Annotated in this window: 19 protein-coding genes; 14 read left to right on the top strand and 5 right to left on the bottom strand. The window is 68.2% G+C overall.

The window, feature by feature from the left end; all coding sequences use genetic code 11:
* Nucleotides 1-13 precede the first annotated feature (13 nt).
* The 4 genes from Q7V15_RS06910 (at nt 14) to Q7V15_RS06895 (ending at nt 2668) form a co-directional block, all read left to right on the top strand.
* Complete coding sequence (locus Q7V15_RS06910) at nt 14-607, top strand: DUF4142 domain-containing protein (RefSeq protein ID WP_304754697.1); 594 nt, start codon at nt 14-16, stop codon at nt 605-607.
* Nucleotides 608-690: 83 nt separating this feature from the next.
* Nucleotides 691-1371 carry a fumarylacetoacetate hydrolase family protein gene (locus Q7V15_RS06905; protein ID WP_304754696.1) on the top strand — a complete coding sequence of 227 codons (681 nt, stop codon included), beginning with the start codon at nt 691-693 and terminating at the stop codon, nt 1369-1371.
* A 2-nt stretch (nt 1372-1373) separates the two neighbouring features.
* A complete protein-coding gene (gene maiA / locus Q7V15_RS06900) occupies nt 1374-2018 on the top strand; it encodes a maleylacetoacetate isomerase (protein ID WP_304754695.1) in 645 nt (214 codons plus the stop codon).
* Nucleotides 2019-2056: 38 nt separating this feature from the next.
* Nucleotides 2057-2668 carry a carbonic anhydrase gene (locus Q7V15_RS06895; protein WP_304754694.1) on the top strand — a complete coding sequence of 204 codons (612 nt, stop codon included), beginning with the start codon at nt 2057-2059 and terminating at the stop codon, nt 2666-2668.
* On the opposite strand, the gene pbpC is transcribed toward Q7V15_RS06895, so the two are convergent.
* Together pbpC and Q7V15_RS06885 are read right to left on the bottom strand one after the other, a co-directional pair.
* Complete coding sequence (gene pbpC / locus Q7V15_RS06890; RefSeq protein WP_370689786.1) at nt 2665-4701, bottom strand: penicillin-binding protein 1C; 2037 nt, start codon at nt 4699-4701, stop codon at nt 2665-2667. The two genes, Q7V15_RS06895 and pbpC, sit on opposite strands and share 4 nt — an antisense overlap.
* 53 nt (nt 4702-4754) lie before the next feature.
* Nucleotides 4755-9833 (bottom strand): alpha-2-macroglobulin, encoded by a 5079-nt coding sequence (locus Q7V15_RS06885; RefSeq protein ID WP_370689785.1) that lies wholly within the window; start codon nt 9831-9833, stop codon nt 4755-4757.
* 163 nt (nt 9834-9996) lie between these two features.
* Here Q7V15_RS06885 and Q7V15_RS06880 point away from each other — a divergent pair, with 163 nt between their 5' ends.
* On the top strand, nt 9997-11553 hold the full coding sequence (locus tag Q7V15_RS06880; RefSeq protein ID WP_304754693.1) for a TadE/TadG family type IV pilus assembly protein: 1557 nt from the start codon (nt 9997-9999) through the stop codon (nt 11551-11553).
* Between the two features lie 92 nt (nt 11554-11645).
* Here the strand turns inward: Q7V15_RS06880 and Q7V15_RS06875 are convergent, their stop codons facing one another.
* Entirely contained in the window at nt 11646-14117 is a 2472-nt protein-coding gene (locus Q7V15_RS06875; protein ID WP_304754692.1) for an ATP-binding protein, read from the bottom strand.
* Between the two features lie 87 nt (nt 14118-14204).
* Nucleotides 14205-15140 carry an isopenicillin N synthase family oxygenase gene (locus Q7V15_RS06870; protein WP_304754690.1) on the bottom strand — a complete coding sequence of 312 codons (936 nt, stop codon included), beginning with the start codon at nt 15138-15140 and terminating at the stop codon, nt 14205-14207.
* Nucleotides 15141-15254: 114 nt separating this feature from the next.
* Between Q7V15_RS06870 and Q7V15_RS06865 the strand changes: the two genes are divergently transcribed.
* From Q7V15_RS06865 to msrA, 4 genes are all read left to right on the top strand, one after another.
* The gene (locus tag Q7V15_RS06865) at nt 15255-15929 is read left to right on the top strand and encodes an OmpA family protein (RefSeq protein ID WP_304754688.1); all 675 of its coding nucleotides are present in this window, start codon (nt 15255-15257) and stop codon (nt 15927-15929) included.
* Nucleotides 15930-16030: 101 nt separating this feature from the next.
* Nucleotides 16031-16765, top strand: a complete 735-nt coding sequence (locus tag Q7V15_RS06860; RefSeq protein ID WP_304754686.1) for a CoA transferase subunit A — start codon at nt 16031-16033, stop codon at nt 16763-16765.
* Nucleotides 16765-17409, top strand: a complete 645-nt coding sequence (locus tag Q7V15_RS06855) for a 3-oxoacid CoA-transferase subunit B (protein WP_304754685.1) — start codon at nt 16765-16767, stop codon at nt 17407-17409. The genes Q7V15_RS06860 and Q7V15_RS06855 overlap by 1 nt, the downstream gene beginning before the upstream one ends.
* 71 nt (nt 17410-17480) lie before the next feature.
* Nucleotides 17481-18083: a peptide-methionine (S)-S-oxide reductase MsrA gene (msrA, locus tag Q7V15_RS06850; protein WP_304754684.1), complete on the top strand. Its 603-nt coding sequence runs from the start codon at nt 17481-17483 to the stop codon at nt 18081-18083.
* Here msrA and Q7V15_RS06845 read toward each other — a convergent pair.
* Complete coding sequence (locus Q7V15_RS06845) at nt 18058-19593, bottom strand: ArnT family glycosyltransferase (protein WP_370689784.1); 1536 nt, start codon at nt 19591-19593, stop codon at nt 18058-18060. The genes msrA and Q7V15_RS06845 overlap by 26 nt on opposite strands.
* Before the next feature lie 206 nt (nt 19594-19799).
* Here Q7V15_RS06845 and Q7V15_RS06840 point away from each other — a divergent pair, with 206 nt between their 5' ends.
* From Q7V15_RS06840 to Q7V15_RS16490, 5 genes are all read left to right on the top strand, one after another.
* Complete coding sequence (locus Q7V15_RS06840) at nt 19800-22343, top strand: TonB-dependent receptor (protein ID WP_304754683.1); 2544 nt, start codon at nt 19800-19802, stop codon at nt 22341-22343.
* A 125-nt stretch (nt 22344-22468) separates the two neighbouring features.
* Nucleotides 22469-23473, top strand: coding sequence for an agmatine deiminase family protein (locus Q7V15_RS06835; RefSeq protein WP_304754728.1), 1005 nt, complete (start codon nt 22469-22471; stop codon nt 23471-23473).
* Nucleotides 23473-24351, top strand: a complete 879-nt coding sequence (gene aguB, locus Q7V15_RS06830) for an N-carbamoylputrescine amidase (RefSeq protein WP_304754682.1) — start codon at nt 23473-23475, stop codon at nt 24349-24351. Before Q7V15_RS06835 ends, aguB begins: the two co-directional genes overlap by 1 nt.
* Nucleotides 24352-24390: 39 nt before the next feature.
* The gene (locus Q7V15_RS06825) at nt 24391-24630 is read left to right on the top strand and encodes a GNAT family N-acetyltransferase (RefSeq protein WP_304754681.1); all 240 of its coding nucleotides are present in this window, start codon (nt 24391-24393) and stop codon (nt 24628-24630) included.
* 55 nt (nt 24631-24685) lie between these two features.
* Nucleotides 24686-24763: transposase (locus tag Q7V15_RS16490; RefSeq protein WP_370689787.1), on the top strand; the 78-nt coding region annotated here is incomplete at its 3' end.

Genomic DNA, 24763 nt, shown 5'->3' with positions numbered 1-24763 from the left:
CCCAGGAGTTCACATGACTCGCCACCTGCTTATCGCGGGCGCCGCGATCGCCGCGCTTTCGCTCGCCGCTTGCGGTCAGCCGGCCGACCAGTCCGCCACCGCTCCGGCCGAGAGCGTCGTGCCTGACGCCAATCCCGCCGCCACCATTCCGACCCCTGCCGACGAGGCCTCCGCCCCCGACTTCACCCGTTTGGCGGCCCAGAGCGACATGCTTGAAATCCGCAGCTCGCAACTCGCCGTCGAGCGCGCCCAGCATGATGACGTCAAGGCCTTCGCCCGCAAGATGGTCGACGCCCACACCCGGACCACTCAGGATCTGCAGACCGCCGTGGGCGCCACTGGCCAGGCCATCACCCTCCCCACCACCCCGGACGAGGACGTGAGCCGCAAGGTCAACGATCTGCGGGAAGCCAACGCCGCCGACTTCGACAAGAAGTATATCGACATGCAGGTCGACGCCCATCAGTCGGCGCTCAACCTGATGCAGCGCTATGCCAACGACGGCGACACCCCGGGCCTGCAGGCCTTCGCTGCGGCCACAGCCCCGTCGATCCAGCAGCACCTGGACGAAGCCAAGGCGATCCAGGACCGCCTCTCGGCCATGTAGGCTCGGCTTTCTCTACAATGATCAGGCTCCCGCCTCCCGGCGGGAGCCTTTTCTTTGGCTGAGGCCCGGAATAGACCTTCGGCATGACCGAACACGCGATCTCGCCGCCGACCCCTGTCACCCTGCCCGTGCTGGGAGAGCCCGTGGTGTTTCCCGTTCGCCGCATCCTCTGCGTCGGCCGCAACTACGCGGCCCATCGCGCGGAAATGGGTGGGGATGATCGCGATCCGCCGTTCTTCTTCGCCAAACCGGCCGACGCCCTCGTGGGGGCGGGCGCCGAGGTGGCCTATCCGCCCCTGACTCAGGATCTCCATCATGAGGTGGAACTGGTCGTGGCCCTGGCCAGCGGCGGCGCCGACGTGCCGGTGGACCAGGCCCTGGCCCTCGTCTTCGGTTATGCGGTGGGCTTTGACCTGACCCGGCGCGATCTGCAGGCCGCCGCCAAGGACAAGGGCCATCCCTGGGACGCCGCCAAGGGATTCGATCAGTCCGCGCCCATTTCAGCAATCCGCCGCTGGAGCGGTCCAACCCCCCAGGGGCGGATATCGGCCACCGTCAACGGCCAAGCCCGTCAGGACGCGGTGGTGTCCGACATGATCTGGAATGTCGCCGAGATCATCGCCCAGGCCTCGCGTCTTTGGCGGCTGGCCCCCGGCGACCTGATCTTCACCGGCACGCCGGAGGGCGTCGGCCCCATCGCCCGGGGCGATCTGGTCCAGGGCGCCGTCGAGGGCGTCGGCGAACTCAGCTTCAAGGTGGTCTGACCATGGGGCTCACCCTCTACAGCTACTGGCGGGCCACCGCTCCCTACCGGGTTCGCATCGCGCTTGGGCTCAAAGGCCTGGCCTATGACTACATCCCCGTGAGCCTGCCGAAGGGCGAGCAGCGGGCCGCCGACTATCTCCAACAAAACCCCCAGGGTCTGACCCCGATGCTGGTCGATGGGGACACGGCCATGACCCAGAGCCTCTCCCTGATGGAATGGCTGGATGAGACGCACCCGCAGCCCTCGCTGCTTCCGGCTGATCCGGCGGGACGTCAGGTGGTCCGGGCCATGGCTGGGATCATCGCCTGCGACATCCACCCCCTGAACAATCTGCGAATCCAGCAGCAGTTGGCGGCCTTCGGCGTCAGCGAAGCCGACCGGCAGACCTGGGTCGCCCGCTGGATGCATGAGGGGTTTGAGGCTCTGGAGCCGATGGTCGCCCGTCACGGCGATGGCTTCGCCTTTGGGTCGACCCCTGGACTGGCCGACTGCTGCCTGGTCCCCCAGGTCTATTCGGCCGAGCGCTATGGGGTGGACCTTTCGCCCTATCCCGCCATAAGGGCCGCGGCTGCGGCGGCCCAGACGCTTCCCGCCTTTGTGGCCGCCCATCCCGATCGACAGCCAGACGCCCCGGCGTCGGCCTGATCCCGGACTTGTATAGCGTAGGGCGAGGGGCCACTAAGATGCTCGACCACCTGAAGGACAACAACCGCGCCTGGGCGGAAGGCAAGCTCGCGGTCGACCCCAGCTTCTTCCAGCGCCTGGTGGGCCAGCAGAGCCCGGAATATCTCTGGATCGGCTGCGCCGACAGCCGGGTGCCCGCCAATGAGATTGTCGGCCTCGATCCGGGCGAGCTGTTCGTCCACCGCAATGTGGCCAACCTCGCCCCGCCCCAGGACGCCAACTACCTGTCGGTGCTGCAGTTCGCCGTCGACGTGCTGAAGGTGAAGCACATCATGGTTGTGGGCCACTACGGCTGCGGGGGCGTGGTCGCCGCCATCGATGGCCAGCGGCGCGGGCTGGTGGATCACTGGCTGCATCCGATCCGCGAGGTCTACGCCGCCAATCGGGCGGAACTGGAAGCCATGGACGAGCACGCCCGCCACGACCGCCTGTGCGAGCTGAACGTCATCCGCCAAGTGCGCAATGTGGCCTCCGACGTCTTCATCCGCGAGGCCTGGCTGCGGGGCCAGCCGATCAGCGTGCACGGATGGGTTTACGCTCTCTCCGACGGACTGGTGAACGACATGAACGTCACCTGCAGCGGGCCTGAGGATGTGGCCCGCCTCTACTAGCCGCCGCGGATACGCACCTGCGCGCGGGCGGTGCGGCCGGCGCCGTCGACGACGTTCAAGTCGTAAAAGCCCGGCCCATCGGGTCGCCACAGCACCTGGCCGCTGAGCGGATCAGGGGTCAGGGGGCGACCGGCCACATACCAGGACAGATCCTGACCGCTGGCGGCCAGGACGAGGCCCCGGGAGGCCGGGCCATAGGCGTCCACCTGCACCACAGCCCCGTCCGGTGGGAAGATCAGCCGGGGGCCTTCGGTGGCGCGGGTCTGGTCGTCCAGGGCGACCGGCGCGGCGCGGGGCGCCAGGGGCGGCGCTGCGGCCGGCGGGGCCTGCAGCAGGTCGGCCACCTCGAACAGCAAGGGCAGGGCTGCGTCCCGACCGGTCAGCCCCGCCCGGGCGCCCCCATCGGCGCGGCCGCTCCAGACGACGATCACATAGCCGCCGACCACAGCCGCCGCCACGGCGTCGCGGAAGCCGTAGGAGGTGCCGGTCTTGTAGGCCATCAGCGGGCGGCCCTGGCTCAGGGCGGCGGGGGTCACCCCGGCCGGCGGCGGGGTTTCACGCAGGATAGCCAGAACCTCATCGGCGGCGGAGGGGCTCACCAGCCGCACCCCCCGTTCTTCGCGCTGCGCCTGGGCCTGGGCCTCGGTCCAGGACAGGGGCCGCGCCAGGCCGCCGTCGCCCAAGGCGCCGTAGAGGACGGCCAGATCCCGCAAGGTGACGCCCACTCCCCCCAAGGCGATGGCCAGACCTGCGTCCCGGGTTTCAGCCCTGGGCCGCCAAAGTCGAACCCCGGCCGCCTCAAGCCGACCCTCGAAGGCCGCCGGCCCCAGGCGCGCCAAGGTGTCGACGGCCGGCACGTTCAGCGAGTGGGTCAGGGCTTCTCGCGCGGTGACCTGGTCGTGAAAGACCCGGTCGAAATTCTCGGGCTGGTAGTCGGCGTATCGCCGCGGGGCGTCCGCCATACGGGTGTCGGGCGCCGCCAGGCCCTGCTCGAAGGCCATGGCGTAGATGAAGGGCTTCAGCGCCGAGCCGGGCGAGCGCAGGGCGCGGGTCATGTCGATCCACCCGCCGGCCCGATCCAGGCCCGCTGAGCCGACCGAGGCGCGCACCGCCCGCCCGTCCAGCTCCACCACCATCACCGCTGCGGTGGCCTCGAGCCCCTGCGCCCGGGCGGCGCGGGCGACAAGGGGTTCAAGCCTGGACTGGAGGCCGGCGTCCAGGGTTGAGATGACTGAGGCCTGATCGGACCGGGCGCTGCGCGCCAACTCGCCCGCCGCATGCCAGGCCAGGGCCGGGAAGGGAGCGCGGCCTGGCATCGGCTCCTCGGCGGCCTCGGCGGCCTCCACCGGGCTCAGCACGCCTGCCCGAACCATCTTGTCGAGGACCAGGTCCCGGGCCCGGCGGGACGCCTCGGGCCGCCGGTCTGGCCGGCGGGCCTCCGGCGACTGGGGCAGGGCGATCAGCAGGGCCTGCTCGCCAGGGGTCAGGCTTGCTGGCTCATGGCCGAAATAGGAGAGGCTGGCGGCCCGAACGCCCTCCAGATTGCCGCCATAGGGGGCCAGCGTCAGATAGAGGGCCAGGATTTCGCGTTTCGACAGCCGCGCCTCGATCTGCACCGCGCGGATCATCTCCACCAGCTTGGCGCTCAGCGTGCGGGGACGGGGCGTCAGCAGGCGGGCGGTCTGCATGGTGAGGGTGGAGGCGCCGGAGGAAACCTGCCCGGTGAGCGCCGCCGAGCCGGCGGCCCGGAACACCGCCAGGGGATCGACGCCTGGGTGGCGCCAGAAGCGGGCGTCTTCCACCGCGATCAGGCGCTCGACAAAGCTCGCATCCGTCCGGGCCAGATCAGCGCGGATTCTCCAGCGGCCGTCCTCCACGGGCAGGGCGCGCAGCCAGGCGCCCCGGCGGTCGAGGGCCACGGGCGAGGCGTCCGCCCCCCGTGACATGTCCGGGGGCGACAGGGCGTCCAGGCCAAGCGCTGCGACCTGAAGCCCCAAGGCGCCCATCAGGGCCAGTGTCAGGCCCCGGATCACGACGGGGGACTCCGCCGTTCGCCGGCCCCAGGCCCTGATGGCGGCGCCGGCCGTCACTGGGCCGGCGCGATGACCGTGCGCCCGACGCTGGTGCGGGCGTTGACCGCCGGCCGGTACATGTCCCGAGCCTCGGCCCCGGGCAGCAGGAAGTCCCCCGCCGTGACGGCCCGCGCCACATAGGCGAAGGCGAAGTCCTCACGACCGGGCAGGTCCATGGCCGCCACATAGCGGTCATCCCGGGCCTCCTGGACATCGGCCGAGGACAGCGCGCCCAGGAAGCGGAAGGGCCCGCTCTGGGCGTCGTCCGGGCCGAGCACCGTCTCGATCTCGAAGCCCGCCGGCAGCGGATCGTCGATCACCAGGGCCATGGAGCGCGCCTGTTGGGCCCGCCCCGAGACGATGATGATCACCCGGTCGCCCTGGGTGAGGTCAGCTGGGTTGACCGCCCCGCCGGTGAAGCTCAACAGGCGCTTCTGCAAGGTCAGGCCATTGCTGGTCGCCGCTGGGGCCGCCACCGGGGCGCCGGTGACGGTCACCGTGCGCCAGACCTCGCCTTCACCGGAATTGGTGAAGCGGGACTCCGCCAGCTTGCCCACCGCCCAGCGGGGTCCGCCGGCCACGGCGGCCAGGGGAATGGCGCCGGCGCCCTCGATCTTCAGGGGACCGGCCGCCGCCATCATGGCGTTGGCCGCCTGCAACAGTCTCGCCTGCTCCTGGGTGTTGAGCGCCTCGGGGTCGGTGACGGCGTTTTCCAGCCGGCCCTGTAGCTCGCGGGCGATCTCGGTCTCCCCGGCCTCATAGGCCAGCGCGATCACCGCGGCGAGGTCCCGCAGCGGGCTTTGATACCAGTCGCTCTCCTCGCGATAGTTCAATGAACGGACCGCTTGGCGGAAGGATGAACGGGCGCGGGCCTTGTCGCCCATCAGGGCGAGACCGGCCCCCACATGCGCCTTGGCCAGGGGCGAGGCCTCGGTCTTCATCTGCACGTCGTGCCACCACCGCAGGCGACCCAGGTCGCCACGACCGCCCTTGGCCAGGACATAGAGCGCATAGGCCGAAGCCCGGCGGCGCATGGTGGCCGTCGCGACCTCCGAGGCCTGGGGCGAACCTGCCCACCAGCGGGGATATTCCAGCCGGTAGGAGATGTTGGCCCAGCCGTCAGGCCGGGAGATGTGCCGCATGGCCCCCAAGGCCCGGTCCAGGGCCGCGGCCGGCACCGGGGCGCCGGCCTTCTGGGCCTCGATCAGGAAGTCGGTGGCGTAGGCGCCGAGCCAGGCGTCAGCCTCCCCGTCGCCAGCGCGCCACATGCCAAAGGCGCCATCCAGGGTCTGGCGATCCAGCAATCGACTGACCGCAGCGTTCAGCCCTGCGCTGGAGCGCCGCGCCCTGGGGTCCTGGGAGACGTTGGCGGCGTACAGCAGGGGATAGGCCGCCGAGACCAGTTGCTCTGTGCAGCCATAGGGATAGCGCAGCAGGGACACCGCGATCGGCCCCGGGTCGAAGCCGCGGAACGGAGAATAGCTGACCTGAAGGGTCGCATCCCCCGCCGCCAGTCCGGCCAGCAGGTCCGGCGTCGGCGTGAAAACGGCTCCGGGCTGTTGCAGGGCCACCGTGGTCCGCGTCACCCGGCCCCAGCCCAGCCGGGTCTCCAACGGATAGTCCCTGGTGCTGGAGAAGCCGGGCCCGGTCACAGCCAGGCTGACCTTGCCAATGCCTGCCGTGCGCGGCGCCTCCAGGGGGACGCGCTCGGCCCATCGCTGGCCGATGATCAGCTGATAGGCCTTGCGGAAGGGAGCCAGAACGCCCCCCTCGCCGGTCAGCTGGGCGATATATTCGCCAGCCCGGCCCTCGATATTGTGCAGCTCCAGGGTGGCGAAGGCCTTGTCGCCCGGCGCCAGGAAGCGGGGCAGGGCCAGCTCGGCCACCACCGGCTCGCGCACCACCAGGGGTTTGGAGGCCGAGCCGACGGCGTCGTCGGTCCAGGCCACGGCCATCAGCCGCAGCTCGCCGTTGAAGTCGGGGGCGGGCAGTTGGATGGTCGCCTTGCCGTCCCGGCCGGTCTCCACGACACCGGACCACAGGGCGACGGTCTTGATCGGCGTGACCGTCAGCCCTTCGCCGCCGATCTCATCGCCGCCAAAGCTCACATTGGCCGGCGCCCCCAGATTGGGGTCCAGCAGCCGGCCATAGTCGTCGCGATAGTCGACCCCCAGGGCCCGTTTGCCGAAGTACCATTTGGCCGGGTCGGGGCTCTCAAACTTCGTCAGGCGCAGTATGCCTTCATCGACAGCCGCCAGGGTGACGCGCACCCGCTGCCCCAGGCCGGCCCCGCGGATGGTGACGGGCACCGAGAGGGCGTCCCGGGCGCCAACCTTCTCCGGCGTGCCCAGATCGACCTCCAGCTTGCGGCCCTTTGGGTCGAGGGGGACATAGACCAGGCCCAGCGCCCGTCGGGGCTTGGGCGTCTGGACAGGGTCCCGGGGCTGGACGACCGTGACCATCACATAGGCCCCGCCCCCCCAGGCGGCGTTGGTCTGGAAGCGCACGGTGGCGCCGTTCGCGCCCACGGTCAGGGTGCGAAAGTCGAGCACGCGGTCGGTGGCCACGGCCACCTGAACCTCGCCGGCATAGGGCGGCTTCAGGGTGATCTCGACGGTGTCGCCCTGGGCGTAGGTCCGGTCGCCGGCGCTGACCCGGACGATGTCGGGGGCTTCGACATCCTCTGCCGGCGCGCCCCAGCCGGAGGTGAAGCGGATGACGCTGGCTGCGCCGTCCGGCCCGGTGAGTTCGATCCGGTAGTCCCCCCAGCCCAATCGACGGCTCAGACGGGCCGGCTCGCCGGCGGCGAGATTGACCGTGCCCTGATCGACCAGGGTGTCACGGCTGGTCCGTCGCCACTGCCAGCGGCCGTCTTGCTGGAACCAGTCATAGTCCCAGTTTTCCGACACCAGGCGCCAGGTGACCCCAGGGGCGGCGATGCGCCGGCCGGTGGGATCGACGGCGATCAGGTCGAGGCTGACCGTAGGATCGCCGCCGCGGGCGGCCTCGGCCTGATCAACCTTGACCCCCAGATAGGTCGAGCGAGGCCGGATCTTGAGGTTCAGGGACTCCCGGACCGGGCGTCCGCCGGGCTCAAAGACGCTGACCGTGGTCGCCGCCACGAGGGGCTGGGCGCTGTCCTGGGCCTGCGGCGGCAAGGTGATGATCGCCCGGCCGTCGCCGTCCGTGACGGTGCGGCCCAGGTCGACGAACAGCTCCTGGAAGGGCTCGCGCTGGTCGCCCCACTGATAGGCCTCGAAGGCCGGGAAGGGATTGGGATCAACCCGCAGCCTGGCTTCGCCCTCAGCCTGCAGGCCAGAACCCGGCGCCCCATAGAGGAAGCGGGCGCTGATATCGAGATTGCGGCTCTGTCCGACGGCGACGGGGCTGGCCTCCTGTCCGGTGGCGGTGACCGCCAGACGCTGGGGGGCGAAGTCCTCGACGGAGAAGGTGACCTCCCCGGCCGGACTCTCCAGCCCTTCGATCTCCAGGGTCGCCCGCCAGCGGCCGCGGGGGGCGCTGCGGGGCAGGGCGATGTCAGCGGCGGCCGACCCCAGGGGCGCGCCGTCGAAGGCGTAGCGACGGAACTCCACGCCCGAGGGCCGGCGGACCACGATGGCGCCCTTCCGATCCTTGACGGCTCGGGCCTCACGGTCGCGCAGCAGGGCGTTCAGATGGACGGTTTCGCCAGGGCGGTAGACCCCCCGATCGGCGTAGAGATAGGCGTCCACCACCGCGCCCGCGGCCCGGCCGGAGGTGCTGACCGCAGCGGTCTCGATACGGCCGCCCACGCCGAGGCGCGACAGGTCCGCAGGGGGCCGGTCGAGGTCCAGGACCGCCAGGTCGCCCTGGGGACCATAGGCCATGATCATCTTGGGACGCAGGGCGCCGCTCCCCTTGCTCAGGGCGGCGGGAAACTGGGCCCGGCCCTGGCCGTCAGTGCGCGCCTCAGCCAGGTCTTCGCCATTGGCCGCCACAAGCGCGACACGCAGCCCGGACTGAGGTCGGGCGGATTTCAGGGATCGGACCACCACGTCGGTGGCCTCGGCGCCGGCATAGGCGCTCAGGGCCAGGTCGGTGAACATGATCCATCGCCGCGCCTGGGCAGGCGGATTTCCGTCGTCCCCACCGGTCAGGCTGCGCCCGCCCGAGGCGTCGCGGGCCCGGATCACATAGCCCCCGGGCTTCATTTCCCGCAGGACGGCGCCCAGGGGGAAGACCGTGGTGCTCCGCCGCCCGGCCTCGCCGGCGACGGCGATTTCACCGGTCCAGACCTTCTGGCCCTCCTGGTCGGGGCTGTCTGAGCCCCAGTCATAGGGCCACTCTCCCTCCGCGGTGGGCTCCGGGGCGCTGATCGATGTGCGCACGAGATTGCGGTCGGCGACGCGCCAGACCTCGACCTGCAGGCGGGTGACATTGACCGTCTCAATGCCGACCCCGTCTGAATCCTCCCGGGGCAGGATGACCCCGTCGCCGGCGAAGCCGACGAAGGGCGGCTTTTCTCCGAAGGTGAAGTCGATGTCGGCGTTCGCCGCCAGGGTCTCACCGCCCCGGGCCGGCAGCCCCTTGAGCAGGGTGACCCGCCGCTCGCTGAAGCCCAGGCCGGCCAGACAGAGCTCGGAGCCCTGCACGGCGATGGCCGGCGTCTCACCCAGGTCCGGGGAGACCAGGACGAAGTCGCCATAGGAGGCCTCGGGATCGAGGGGGCGGCTCATTTCCACGCAGGCCCTGGGCTGGGCGCCGGTGGTGTCGACCCGGGTGCGCCAAACGGCGAAGCCCTCTGGCATGGGCTCTCCCCGCCGGGGCGCATCCGCCGCCCGGGGGCGGCCGAACAGGGACCAGCCGCCGGGCAGGACCTCGCCGCCGGACACCGCCGCCCGGGGGATGCTCAGGATGTCCACGCCTTTGGCGGTCAGGAAACCGCTGCCAAAGGCGACGATGATGAGCACGCCGGCCAGAACCACGGGGCCGCGACCCTGGGTCATTCGGCGGCCAAAGGTGCGCCACCAGGGCGCCTTCGGGGCCGGGGGGGCGCTGTCGGGACCCACCGGCTCATGGGCCGTTTCCGTGGGCGTTTCGTCGCTCGGCGTCATCAGCTTTCCCCCGCCCTCGCCTTTTGCAGCGGTTTAGTGGAGCCCCAGGCCCATGTCCCCGTCAATCGGGGGCAGGGCTTGTTTACCGTGTTCTGCGGAGGGTTCGTTTACCCTGAGCGCCCATCATGCCGTCTTGAAACCTAAGCATGAGCGGGGCGCAGACGTGCGAACCTCTATCCTCAAGGGCCTGACGGCCCGGCTGAAATCGGGCGCCCGCGACGAGAGCGGGGCGGCGGCGATCATTTTCGCCGTGGCCCTGGTGCTGTTGGCGCCGCTGACCCTGGGCGTGTTCGATCTCTATCTCGGCGCCAATCAGAAGCAGAAGCTGCAGGACGCCCTGGACGCCGCGGCCCTGTTCGCCGCCCGGTCCTCGGCTCAGACCCAGCAGGAGATCAACGAGGTCGGTCAGCGGGCCCTGAAGGCCAATCTGACCGCCTTCCCCGGCTCGGCCCTGATCACCTCAAGCTTCGTGCTGGATGGTCCCAAGGTGGTGGCCTCGGCCGAGATGACGCCCATGGCGGTGGCGACCGGCTTCTTCCAGCACGGCAACGTCAAGGCCGGCGCCGAGGTGCTGCGGGCCATGGACCGGCTCGAGGTCGCCCTTGTCCTGGACACCACCGGCTCCATGGCCGGGACGAAGATGACCACCTTGAAGAGCGCGGCCAAGGATCTGGTGGACAAGCTGCATGCCGCCGGCCAGCGAAGCACCGCCAAGGACCCCATCCAGATTTCCCTGGTGCCCTTTTCCAGCACCGTGCGGGTGTACCCGGCCGTAAGCCTGACTAACTATAACACCTCGACCCGGACCGGCCCCGGCATTCCCAATTGGGTGGACAGCCGCGCCCGCGGCCACGGCGCGGCCGGCGTGGACATCTTCACCACCATCAACACCGACCGGTTCGCCGTCCTGAAATCCATGAAGGGCGGTCAGGTCTGGGGCGGATGTGTCGAGAGCCGACGCCAGCCCTTCGATGTCCAGGACACCGCGCCCTATTCGGGCAATGTGAACAGCTATTTCGTGCCCTACTTCGCTCCGGATGAGCCGGACAACGGGACCTGGTGGACGCCCTATTACAACAACTATCTGAGCGACGGAAACACCGGCACCAGTCAGCAACGCCAGGGAAACGTCGCCAAATACAACAACGCCACCCCCAGCGGCGGCGGCCCCAACCAGGGCTGCGACCTGCAGCCGATCATGCCGCTGACCACCAATATGAACGCCTTGAAGACCGCCATCGACGGGATGGTCGCGGTCGGTGAGACCAACATCCCCATGGGACTGGTCTGGGGCTGGCACACCCTGTCGCCCAATGCGCCCCTGGCGGACGGCGTCGCCTATGGCACAAAGAACCACCGTAAGATAATCATCCTGATGACCGACGGCGACAATGTCTATGGATCGGTCTCCAACCACAACGCATCGCGCTACAATGGTCTGGGCTATATGTGGCAGGGCCTCCTTGGCATGACCAGCGGCTCCAACAGCGCGCGCGCCCAAAGGATGGACGATCGCCTCGCTCTGTTGTGCAAGAACATCAAGGACAAGGAGATTGTCCTCTATACCGTCCGGGTGGAGGTCAAGACCGGCTCCAGCGCCCTGCTGCGCGACTGCGCCACCGACCCCGACAAGTTCTTTGACGTCCAGAACGTGGCCCAGTTGGGCGCCGCATTCGACGCCATCGCCGGCTCCATCGACAACCTGCGCCTGACCAAGTGAGGCTGGGCGGCCCGTGGACCGCCCCCCTTCCTCGATCAAAAGGCGCGTAGATGGGCCGCGATGTCGGGCGCGCCCTCAATGCCATCAGGTCTTTAACTGACGGCGGCCTGCAGGGCGCCTTCGCCGGCCCCATCGGGGCGTCGGGCGGCCCAGACCTCATCAACAGTCGCCAACAGGCGCTCGGCGGTGACCGGCTTGGTCACATGGCCGTCAGCTCCGGCTGTGGCGGCGGCGGCGCCATGCTCACGCATGGCGTTGGCGGTGAGCGTATAGATGGTGGTCCGGGCGCGGCCGCTGGCCTGCTCCCGCCGACGGATCTCGCCAATGGCGGTCAGGCCGTCCATCACTGGCATCTGCATGTCCATCAGCACCAGATCATAGGCGCCGGAGTCCCAGGCCTCCACCGCCTGGGCGCCGTCCTCGACGCAGGTCAGCTGGACGCCCGCCGCCCCCAGGATCAATTCCACCACCCGGCGATTGGTCGGGTGGTCCTCGGCCAGCAGCACTCTCATTCCGTCCAGGGGCGCCCGGGCGGCGGCCTCGGCGGCCTGGTCTTCCCAGACCTCGACGGCGCCGGCGCAACGCGGCAGGTCCAGGCTCAGGACGAAGACGGAACCTTCGCCGCCCGTTGACTCCGCCGTCAGGCTTCCCCCCATGGCCTCGGCCAGGGACCTTGAAATGGCCAGGCCAAGACCGGTCCCGCCGAAGCGTCGGGTGATGGAGCCGTCGGCCTGCTCAAAGCGGCTGAACAGGCGCTGGCGGGTGGCTTCATCGAAACCGATGCCGGTATCGGCGACCTGGAAGATCAGCCGCGACCCGGTCTCTCCCCGCTCGGCCAGCACCTCAAGGCTCACCTGGCCCTGGGTGGTGAACTTGACCGCATTGCCCAACAGGTTGGACAGGATCTGGCGAAGCCGGGCGGCGTCGCCCTCGTAGGCGCCCTGGGCTCCAGGGTGGATGGTTACGCGGAATTCAAGGCCCTTGGCCTCGGCGCTCGGTTGGAAGAGGGCGGCGCAGGCGGCGACGGATGTGGCCAGATCAAACGGTTCGGGACGCAGCTCCAGGCGTCCAGCTTCGATCCGGGCGAGGTCCAGAATGTCCGAGAGCAGGGTCTCAAGAGTCTGGGCCGAGGTCTCGATCAGGCCGACCATCTCGGCCTGGCGAGGCGCCAGCTCTGTGCGGGCCAGGGCGCCGGCCACCCCCATGACGCCGTTCAGGGGCGTGCGGATTTCATGGCTCATATTGGCCAGGAACTCACTCTTGGCCTGATTGGCGGCCTCAGCCGCCTCCTTGGCCTGCAGCAGTTCCAGTTCGTCCTGCTTCTGCCGGTCGATATCCCGAATGACGCCGATCACCCGCTCGATGCGCCCTTCGGCGTCCTTGAACGCCCGGGCCGCAGAGGTCGCCCAGCGAGCGCGGCCGCCATCTGGCGGGACGAGCCGGTAGGTCTCGCGGAAGGGTTCGTCGCGGCGAATATGCCGATCCCACGCGGCCATCAGTCTGGGACGGTCTGCGGCGTGGACAGCGTCCCATATTCCGCGGTCGACATCTCGGAAGGTCGCCCCCCCATGCATCGACTTGGCGCCGGCGGCGGTGAGGATGCTGCGCCGGTAGTCCATCTCCCACATCTGCAGGTCGCCGATCTCCAGGGCGAATTTCAGACGCTCCTCCGAGCGCTGCGCCTCTTCCAGGGCGACAACGGAATCGGTGATGTCCACCGACATGATCAGCAGACCCCCGACCGCACCGGCGGCGTCCCTCCACGGGGAGATCTCGACCCGCAACCAGCGTGGGTCCCCCGTGGCGGTCTCCACGGACACCCGGTCATACTGGGCCGGCTGGCCCTGCAGGCACTTCTCATAGACCGACCGCCAGCGCGCTGTGCGGGGATGAATGTCGTAGAGCACATGCCCCAGGGGTTCGGTCAGTCCACGCTCGGCCCGCCAGCGGGGACTGGCCTGGATGATCCGCATGTCGGCGTCGGTCAGGCACAGGGCCACCGGCGCGGTTTCGACGAAGGCGGCCATCAGCGTCCTGGCCGCCTGGGTCTGCAGATGGGCCTGCGCCAGGTCCGTGACCGCCTGATGGCGACGGCACTCGCCCGCCGCCAGGGCGGCCATGTCTTTCAGGCAGTCCGCCACTGCGGAATCAAAGGGGCGAATCTCGGTTCCGGCGACGACGACGGCTCCCAGCGTCGAGCCGTCGGCCAGCAGGATGGGCGCGCCGGCAAAGAACCGCACATGGGGCTCCGCCGTCACATAGGGATGATCGGCGAATCTGGGATCTGCATGGGTGTCTGCGACCCACAGGACGTCCTCGGACTGGGCGGCGTAGGCGGCGAAGGACTGACCCTGGCGGACCTGCTGGGTGAACCCCTCCCCGGCGCTGGCGTGCCAGGTCCGGTCTCCGTCGACGAGAATCACATCCCCAAGCCCCCCTCCCATCAGGGCCCGGGCCAGTCGGCCGATCCGCTCGAAAGGCGATTTCAGCGACGCAAGGTCAAGGGCGTCCATCACCGCGATCTTACGGGCGCGAGCCTCAATGGCGGCTGGGAAATCGACCATGGACCTGAGCGTCTGCCTCCTGGTGATCGGGCAGAGTCGCGCACAGCCGGTTAAATTTCTGTGGCGGCGCCAAAAATCCAGATGCCGCTAAAGCAGCTTGATCTCCCGCAGGCGCTGCTGGAGGTAGCCGTCGGCGGTGATCGGTTCGGGGTAGCGATCAGGATGGTCCGTATCCACGCAGCCGGCCAGGGTGCGAATCTCGTAGTCTGGATTGAAGTGCAGGAAGAAGGGCGTCGAATAGCGGGCGACCCCGCGTCGCTCAGGGGCCGGATTGACCACCCTGTGGGTGGTCGAGGGCAGGCGGTGATTGGTCAATCTCTGCAGCATGTCGCCGATATTGCAGACCAGGGCGCCTGGGGGCGGGTTGATGGCCAGCCAGCCGCCGTCCCGGCGTCGCACCTCCAGCCCGGCCTCCTCGGCGCCGAGCAGCAGGGTGATGACATTGATGTCCTCATGGGCCGCGGCCCGAATGTGCGGGCCGTCGCCGGCGGTGGGCGGGTAGTGCAGCAGGCGCAGCACAGAATTGCCGTCGTTCACCGTGGGGTCGAAGAACTGTCGATCCAGCCCCAGATAGACCGCCAGGGCCTCCAGAACCTTCAGGCCCATGGCGTCCAGGGCGTTGTAGAGCCAGCTCACCTGCGGCTGGAACTCCGGAACCTCCGCAGGCCAGACATTGGGCGGCATGAACCCGGCATAGGGGTGACCCGCAGGCAGGTCGCGGCCCATGTGCCAGAACTCCTTGAGGTCGTGGTGCGCCTCCCCCTTCGCGGTCTCCACCCCGAACGGGGTGTAGCCCCGCTGCCCGCCCTGGCCGACCACATAGGCCCGCTTGGCGGTCTCGGGCAGGGCGAAGAAGGCCTTGGCGGCCTCCAGCGTCCCGTCAATCTGGCCCTGCGCCAGGGGGTGGTCGCTGATCACCGCGAACCCGTAACGGGTGAAGGAGTCCCCCAGGGCCTGGGCGAAGCCTTCAAAGTCGGCCTCGAAGGCGTTGAATGAGACCGGTGAGATGGAGTCAGCTGTCAAGATTGGGCCTTTGAGCGAGATGTGACCGGCGGGGGCGGACTTAAAAGCGCCATATCGGAACTTATTAAGCTGGCCTAGCGTTGCTGTAGCGCTATCAACCTATGGAGAGACCAGATGCGTCACCTGACCGCAGCCTCGGTGGGGCTTCTCGGGGCCTTCGCCCTTACCGCCTGCGCCACCACAGACCCTTATACGGGCCAGCAGGTCCGAAACAACACCGGCACCGGCGCCCTGGCTGGCGCCCTGGGCGGCGCGGCGCTCGGCTATCTCACCAACACCAACAAGAGCTCTGAGGGCCGCAAGAACGCCCTGATCGGCGCCGGCGTCGGCGCCCTCGCCGGGGCGGCGGCTGGCAGCTACATGGATCGCCAGCAGGCCGAACTGCGTCAGCAGCTGGCCGGCACGGGCGTGGACGTCACCCGTCAGGGCGACAACATCATCCTCAACATGCCCGGCGATGTGACCTTCGCCGTCGATCAGTCAGACATTCAGCCGCGGTTCTACACCGTGCTGGACGACGTCGCCCGCACCATCAACGCCTATCCCCAGACCCTGGTGGATGTGATCGGTCACGCCGATTCCACCGGCGCTGCGGCCTACAATCAGGCCCTGTCCGAGCGCCGTGCGGGCTCGGTGGCCAACTATCTGGTCAGCCGCGGCCGCGTGATGCCCGATCGTCTCTATGTGGCCGGCCGTGGGATCAATGAGCCCCGCGCCACCAACGCGACCCCTGAGGGCCGCGCCCAGAACCGTCGGGTGGAGATCATCCTGCGGCCCCTGACCAACTGATCGAACGATCGATCAGGACGTGACCTGAGACCGGCGGCCCCCATAGGGTCGCCGGTTTTCAGGACTTTCCCAATTGCTGCGCTGCGGCGTAGTATGGGGCCATGGCAAACAAGGTTCGCAAAGACGCCGGCGAGGCCCTGGAAGGGCTGCTGTTCGACGGCATGACCATCATGGCCGGGGGCTTTGGCCTCTGCGGCATTCCTGAGAATCTGATCGCAGCGATCCGTGCCCACGGGGCGAAGGACCTGACGGTCATCTCCAACAATTGCGGGATCGACGGCTTCGGCCTGGGCGTCCTGCTGGAGAACCGGCAGATCAAGAAGATGATCAGCTCCTATGTGGGTGAGAACAAGCTGTTCGAGCAGCTCTATCTCTCCGGAGAGCTTGAGCTGGAGTTCAATCCCCAGGGCACCCTGGCCGAACGCATCCGCGCCGGCGGCGCCGGCATACCGGCCTTCTTCACCAAGACCGGCGTCGGGACCCTGGTCGCCGAGGGCAAGGAAGTCCGCGAGTTCGACGGCGAGCTCTATGTGATGGAGCGCGGCCTCACCGCTGACCTCTCCATCATCAAGGCCGATGTGGGCGACACCGCCGGCAATCTGGTCTTCCGCAAGACCGCCCGGAACTTCAATCCGATGATGGCCACGGCCGGCGCCAGGACGGTGGTCGAGGTGGAGCGCCTGGTGGCGCCTGGGGACCTGGACAAGGACCACATCCACACGCCGGGCATCTATGTGGACGCCATCTTCCAGGGCGCGGCCTTCGAGAAACGCATCGAGCGAGTGACCACGCGGCCCAAGGCCGTCGAGGGCGCCGCCGCCGGAGGGGAAGTCTGATGGCCTGGACAAGGGACCAGATGGCCGCCCGTGCGGCCCGCGAACTGCAGGACGGCTTCTATGTGAACCTGGGCATCGGCATTCCGACCCTGGTGGCCAACTACATCCCCGATGGCGTCGAGGTCACCCTGCAGAGCGAAAACGGCATGTTGGGCATGGGCCCCTTTCCCTTTGAGGGGGAAGAGGACGCCGACCTGATCAACGCCGGCAAGCAGACCATCACCGAGTTGGCCTCATCCTCCTATTTCTCCTCAGCCGATAGCTTCGCCATGATCCGCGGCGGGCACATCGACCTGTCGATCCTGGGCGCCATGCAGGTGGCCGCCAATGGGGACCTGGCCAACTGGATGGTGCCGGGCAAGATGGTCAAGGGCATGGGCGGGGCCATGGACCTGGTGGCCGGCGTCAAGCGCGTGGTCATCGTCATGGAGCACACCGAGAAGTCCGGCGCGCCCAAACTGGTGAACGCCTGTTCCCTGCCGCTGACCGGCCAAGGGGTGGTGGACCTGATCATCACCGACCTGGGCGTCTTTGAGGTGAATCGCGGGCGATCGCCTCTCCGGCTGCTGGAATTGGCCGATGGAGTCGGGCTGGACGAGATTCGGGCCAAGACCGAAGCGTCCTTTGAGGCGCCTGGCGCGTAACCTAGTTCAAGGGGCGCTCAGAGATGGAGCGTCAGGCCTCTGAGGCTGCGCGCACTTCGGAGAGGACGTCCATGAAGACCAAGACCCTGGCGGCCATGGTGCTCGGCCCGCTCGCCCTGCTTACCGCCGCGGCCGCCCCGGCCCAGGCGCCGCCAGCTCCGAAGGCTGGCCACAGCACGGCGATCTTCGCCGGCGGCTGCTTCTGGTCGGTGGAGCACGAGCTCGAGCAGATCCCCGGGGTGGTTGATGTGGTGGTGGGCTATGCCGGCGGCGCCAAGGCCAATCCCACCTATCGCGATCACCAAGGGCATCTTGAGGCGGTTCAGGTGACCTATGACCCGGCGCGGCTGAGCTATGAACAGCTGACCATGGGTTTCTTCCGTCGCATCGACCCCACCGATCCCAACGGGCAGATCTGCGATCAGGGGCCCTCCTATCGCACGGCGGTCTTCTACTCGACCGGCGTCGAGCGCGACGCAGCCCTGCGGGTCAAGGGCGAGGTGGCCCGGACCCTGGGCAAGCCGGTGGCCACCGAGATTCGTCCCGCCGCCCGTTTCTGGATGGGCGAGGCCTATCATCAGGACTTCGCTGAGAAGAATCCCGGCCGCTACCAGGCCTACAAGACCGGCTGCGGCCGTGAGCGGGCGATCAAGGCCGTATGGGCAGGCCGGTGACCGGGTCCCGCGGTTGAGGGGCGAAGCCCTCGCCGACAAAGATCTCCGCCCGCCGGCTTCGCTCACGGTCGAGCCGAACATTGACGAACTCCACCTCGCCGACCGTGGCGAAGTCGGCCTTCATCTCCGGGGTGAAGTCGGGCTCAAGGCTCAGGGCCAGGATACGCTCGCCGTCGGCCGAGCTCAGGGGCGTCTCGGCCTCGGCCTGGTTCTGCGGGCTGGCGGTGCGCACCCACATCCGCAGGGGCGCGGCGTCCGGCCGGGCGAAATAGTTCCGGCCGTAATAGGCCGCGGCGTTGAACATGAAGCGGTCATCCACCGCGATGGCGGAGACCCGCAGGTCGTGCATGGCCCGGTTGGTCAGGGCCTCGGTCATCTGCGACCAGCCCTTGGCGCGCTTGAACCCATTGGCCATCCCTGCCCGTTCCGCCAGGTCCGGCGAGATGACGAAGGCCAGGAAGGCGGCCGCCAGCACGCCTTGCGTGGCGAGGGCGGCGATGAACCAGCCCCTTGCCCGCCAACGCAGCAGCCAGGCGGCCACCAGGATGACGCCGGCCACATAGCCCGCCGCCGTCCAGTTGGCGTTGGCCCGGCTGAGCAGGGCCTGGAGCGTGACGATGAGAAAAGGCGGCAGGGCGAAGCAGAGCAGGGTGATGTCCGCCGCCGTCAGTCGCCGCCGCCAGGCCAGCAGGACCGCGCCCCCGACCAACACCGCGAAGGGAATGGGGCCGAACACCCCGAACTGGGAGCCGAGAAACTCCAGCATGGCGCCGGGGTGGAAGAGGTCGCTCGCGCGCCAGTTGGCGTTGGCGGCCGTGTGCGTGACCGTGGAAAAGCCATGCCGGGCGTTCCAGATCAGATTGGGCGCCATGACCAGGAGGGCGGCGCCAGCCGCCGCGGCGATGACGCCCGGAGTCCAGACCCGGCGGGCCTCGCGGCTGAGGACCAGATGCAATCCCACCCCGATCAGGGCGTAGATGGCCGCATACTTCGACAGGAAGGCCAGACCCAGGAGGACACCCGCCCCCCCGGCTGCGACCCATCGCCGCCGTCCCTCCGCCTGCGGAAGGTAAACATAGAGCGCCAGGGCCCAGACCAGGGCCGCCAGCAGGGGCGCGTCGGTGGCGACCACGGCCGAGGAGAGCTGAACCCCAGGCATCAGGTGATAGAGGACGCAGGCGGCCAGGCCGACCTCCGCCCCATAGAGCCGCCGCGCCAGGATGAAGACGCCCAGGGCCGTCGTCGCCTGAAACAGCGGCGCTGACAGGCGCACAAAGGGCTCGGCGTCGCTGCCCAGGGTGGTCGCCCAGATGCTCCAGGCCACCATGGGCGGCTTGGAGAAGTAGCCAAAATCGAGTGTCCGCGACCAAAGCCAGTACTGCGCCTCGTCGGGATAGAGCTCCAGGGGGGTGATGAAGATCGCCGCCAGTCGCACCGCGGTCAGGGCCACGGTGATCCATAGCGCCATACGCCAGGCGGACAGGGACGGATCAGAGGGCGAGTTGGACAAGGACGGCTCCCGAAACCGCGCGGACCGTTGCCCGTGCAAGAGGCGCTGTAAAGCCCCAGGCGCCCCTGTGTGTGGCGCCGCAACAACAGGTCGGGGCCGTCATAAATCCATCACCTAATACCAGCGGATTTCGGCGTATAGGACGGACAAATCTAGGGGCGGTCCGTTGAAGGCGGGCCCGACGGGTCAAAAGGGGATATCTACTCATGAATATGACGCTCAAGCGCCTGCTGTGCGCAACGACGGCGGCCGCGACAGGCCTTCTCATCACCAGCCCTGTGCTGGCGCAATCGACCGGCACCACGGTGGTGGAAGAGCTGGTTGTCACCGGCGGGGGGCCGCGCGGCCTGGACGGCGCGATCGTCGCTGAGACCGAACCCAAGTCCCGTTCGTCTATCACCGAAGAGTTCATCTCCCGTCAGGCCCCGGGCCTCACGGTCCTGGACTCCATCAATCTGCTGCCGGGCGTCAACTTCACGAACAATGACGCCTTTGGTTCCGCCGGCGGCGATCTGACCGTTCGCGGCTTCGACTCGCAGCGCGTTGCGCTTCTGCAGGATGGCGTCCCGCTGAACGACAGCGGCAACTACCAGATTTATCCCAACCAGCAGCTCGACTCTGACCTGATCGCCCGGGCGACGGTCAATCTCGGCACTACGGACGTTGACAGCCCCACCGCCGCTGCGGCTGGTGGCACGATCAACTATGTCACCCGGCGCGCATCGGAAAACTTCGGCGTCCGCGCCCAGGTGGCGGGTGGTTCGAACAACTTCCAACGCTATTACGCGACCGTGGAAACCGGCGCGATCGGCCCCTTTGGCACTCGGGCTTGGATTTCCGGCCTCTACGCCACCAATGATCTGTTCAAGCCCCACAATTCGCCGCTGAAGGCGCCGGGCGAGATCGAAAAGAAGCAGTTCAACGCGCGGATCGACCAGGAATTTGGTGTCGTAGGTCAGGGTAGCCTGATCTTCCACTACAACGAAAACCGCAACAACTTCATCAACCGCATCAATCTGGCGACCTTCAACCGCCAGGGTGTCACGGCTGCAGGTCTGCCCGACACTGGGATGGTCAGCCCCAGCAACTGCGTGCGTCCGACTCCCCAGGCTGGCACAGTTCAAGCCGATTCAGCCGCCAACTGCCCGACCAGCTACTATGACTTCAACATCAATCCCTCGAACACCGGCAATATTCGCGGTCTCTCGAGCTGGAATCTGAGCGACAGCCTGACCCTGACGGTCGACCCGTCCTTCCAGTATGTCCTGGCGAACGGCGGCGGCGTCGCGGCCTTCTCCGAGACCGATCGCCAGCTCATCGGCAACTCCAGCGCCTTGGGCGTGGATTTGAACGGCGACGGGGACTTCCTCGACACTGTCTATCTGTATCGTCCCAACACCACCAACACCCGCCGCTATGGCGTCAGCTCGTCCTTGATCTGGAAGTTCGCGGACAACCAGAGCGTCCGGATGGCCTACACCTTTGACCGGGCCAAGCATCGCCAGACCGGCGACGCCGGCTACATCGACGCCAATGGCAATGTCGAGGATGTGTTCGCTGGCAAGGACGGTTACGGCCGCCAAGTTGCGCTCCCCGACGGCACCAATCTCCGGCGACGTGACCGGGCTTCAGTCGCCCTGCTGAATCAGGTGGCTCTGGAGTATCGCGGCCGCTTCGTCGAAGACCGCCTGCTGCTCAACGCTGGCCTGCGCGCGCCCTTCTTCAAGCGCGAATTGACCAACTTCTGCTTCCAGCGTGACACGTTCAACGCCTACTGCACGACCCAGAGCGGCTTCGTTGTGCCGGGGACCAATGACGGCTCGGGCAATCCCCTGGTGGTCTTCCCGACATCGGCGCTGGCCGGCACCGGCTCTGGCGCGCAGGCGCTGACGGGCGCCAACCTCGCCGCCTACCGCGCCTTCTTCAACACGACGGCCGCCAACAGCCCCTTCTATGCGCGCCCCCGTTCGTTCGAGCGGGAGTACAACAAGGTGCTGCCGAACGTCGGCGTCAGCTTCGACCTCACGCCCGACCTGACGGTGTTCGCCTCCTACGCCCAGACCCTGTCGGCGCCGCGGACGGACGATCTTTATGATCGGGACGATGTCGATCCGGGCCCCGAAGAAGCCGCCGCCTACGATCTTGGCCTGCGCTACACCACCCCAACGGTGATGGGCGCGCTCTCGATCTGGCGGAATGACTTCAGCAACCGCATTGAGCGCGTCTTCGACGAACCTGCGGGCATCGCCTTCTCGCAGAACGTGGGCGATGTGCAGCTCTGGGGTATTGACGGCCAAATCGGCTACAAGCCGATTGAAGAACTCAGCGTCTATGCCTCGGCCTCCTACATCGAGTCCGAAATCCAAAACAATATTCCCGGCGCCAGCGCGGGGCTGACGCTGCAGACTAAGGGCAAGTCTCTCTACGAGATCCCGAAGCTTCAGGGTGGGGTCCGGGTTCAGTTTGACCCCATCGAACTGGTGAGCTTCGGCGTCCAGGGCAAGTTCGTCGGCGATCGTTGGTCGAACCTGGTCAACACCGAGAAGTTCCCAGGCTACTCGCTCTGGGACCTGGATGTCCGGTTCAAACTGGACACCTTCGGTCTTGAGCGGACCTACATCCAGGCCAACGTCCGCAATCTCTTCGACGAGCGCTTCCTGGGCGACATCTCCGCCAACCTGACGGGGACCGCCCTGGCCCAGCCCGGCTACCGCCGGACCTACGTGCTGACCCTGCACGCTGAGTTCTAAGTCAGGCGCACTCAAATGAAGGGGCGGTCGCGGAGACGCGGCCGCCCTTTTTTGTTGGCGTGGTGCTGCTTGACGCCGGGGGCGCCCGCCTCCATCTGGCCTCCACCTTTAACCGCGAGATGGCCATGCCCCTGATCGTTCCTGCCGAGTGGGCGCCGCACCGGGCCATGTGGCTGGGCTTTCCCAGCCATGAGGATCTTTGGGGCGAGGACTACGCCCAGGCCCAGGCCGAGGTGGCCGCCCTGGCCCGCGCCCTCACCGGGCCTGGGGCCGAGCGTGTGCGGCTGATGACCGGCTCGCCCGAGGGGGAGGCCGAGGCCCGCCGCCGGCTGGGCGATGAGGCCGGGATCGAGATCACAGCCGGCGCCTTCGGCGACATCTGGCTGCGGGACACTGGCCCGATCTTCGCCCGCCACGGCGAGGGCTGGAGCGCGCGGGGTTTCCGCTTCAACGGCTGGGGCGGCAAGTATGTCTATCCCCATGACGAGACCGTGGCCGGTCAGATCGCCGATCACGCCGGCCTGCCGCTGGCGGCCAACGACTTCATCCTGGAAGGCGGGGCGCTGGACCATGACGGCTTCGGCACGGTGCTCACCACCGGCCAGTGCCTGCTGAATTCCAACCGCAATCCCGGCTGGAGCGAACAGGCCGCCGAGGCTGCGCTTTCCGAGGCCCTTGGGGTCCGGAAGACCCTCTGGCTGGGGGACGGTCTGCAGAATGACCACACCGACGGCCATGTGGACAATCTGGCCCGGTTCGTGGCCCCCGGCGTGGTGGTCTGTCCCGTCGCCTACGGCCGCGGCGACCCCAATATGGACGCCTATGACGACGCCGCCCGGCGCCTGTCTGGCATGACGGATGCTCGAGGTGAGCGGCTGAAGGTGGTGCGGATTCCCTCGCCCGGCTGGATCGAGAATGCTGAGGGCGACTACGTGCCGGCCTCGCACATGAACTTCATCATCGCCAATGGGGCGGTGATCGTGCCCACCTATGCGCAGCGTCCGGCTGAGATGGCCATGGAGGCCCTCAAGACCGTGTTTCCTGGGCGCGAGGTCATCGGCCTGCCGTCCGCCGCCATCCTCACCGGCGGCGGTTCTTTCCACTGCATCACCCAGCAGGAGCCCGCCTGATGGCCCGCATCATCAAGGTCGCCGCCATCCAGACCGCCTATGATCTGGACCTCGCCGCCAACATCAAGAAGACCGCCGACTTCATCCGGCAGGCCGCCGGCCAGGGCGCCCAGGTGATCCTGCCGTCCGAGCTGTTCCAGGGCCCCTATTTCTGCGTGACCCAGGAGGAGCGCTGGTTCTCCACAGCCCATCCCTGGCGCGAGCACCCCTGCGTCACCGCGCTCGCCCCCCTGGCGGCTGAGCTGGGGATCGTCCTGCCGATCTCGATCTATGAGCGCGAAGGCCCGCACTACTTCAACAGCGTGGTGATGATCGACGCCGACGGCTCGCCCATGGGCGTCTATCGCAAGAGCCATATCCCCGACGGGCCGGGCTATCAGGAGAAGTACTATTTCCGCCCCGGCGACACGGGCTTCCGCGTCTGGGACACCCGGTTCGGCAAGGTCGGCGTCGGCATCTGCTGGGACCAGTGGTACCCCGAGGCCGCCCGGGCCATGGCGCTCATGGGCGCCGAGGTGCTGTTCTATCCCACCGCCATCGGCTCTGAGCCCCATGACGAGACCCTGGACACCGCCGCCCCCTGGCGCCGGGCCATGCAGGGGCATGCGGTCTCCAACGTGATCCCGGTGGTCGGCGCCAACCGCACGGGGTTCGAACCCTGGGCGGACTATCCCGGCGGCGGCCAGCGCTTCTATGGCTCGTCCTTCATCGCCGATCACCGCGGAGACCTGGTGGCCGAGTTCGGCGCTGACGAGGAAGGGGTGCTGGCCGCCGAGTTCGACCTGGACTTCCTGACCACCCACCGGGCCGCCTGGGGCTTCTTCCGGGATCGCCGCACCGACCTCTATGGCGATCTCACGGGACCGCGGCCGGCCTGAACCCTGGCGGGGACCGAGCTTGCGCCCTAGGCTCGCCCCATGATCGACACCGAGCGGCTCGTTCTACGGCGCTGGCGCGAAGACGACCGCCCCGCCTTTCACGCCATCTGCGCCGACCCGCAGGTGATGGAATGGCTGGGCGGCGTGCTGAGCCCTGAGGAGGCCGACGCCCGGCTGGCGCGGGTCGAGGAGACCTTCGATCGCCTGGGCTATGGCCGGTTTTGCGTCGAGCGGCGCTCGGACGGTGAGGTGCTCGGCTGGTGCGGGGTCATGACGTGACCCCCTGAAACTCAGCCAGAAATAGCTAGAGTCCGCCCCATGGAAGGACGGACGAATGAAGCGATCAAGGTTCACGGAAGAGCAGATCATTGGGATCCTGCGGGAGCAGGAGGCGGGCGTGCCGGTGGCGGAC

Source organism: Phenylobacterium sp. (assembly GCF_030651755.1).
Classification (GTDB): Bacteria; Pseudomonadota; Alphaproteobacteria; order Caulobacterales; family Caulobacteraceae; genus Phenylobacterium.
This window is presented reverse-complemented; position numbering and strand designations above follow the sequence as displayed.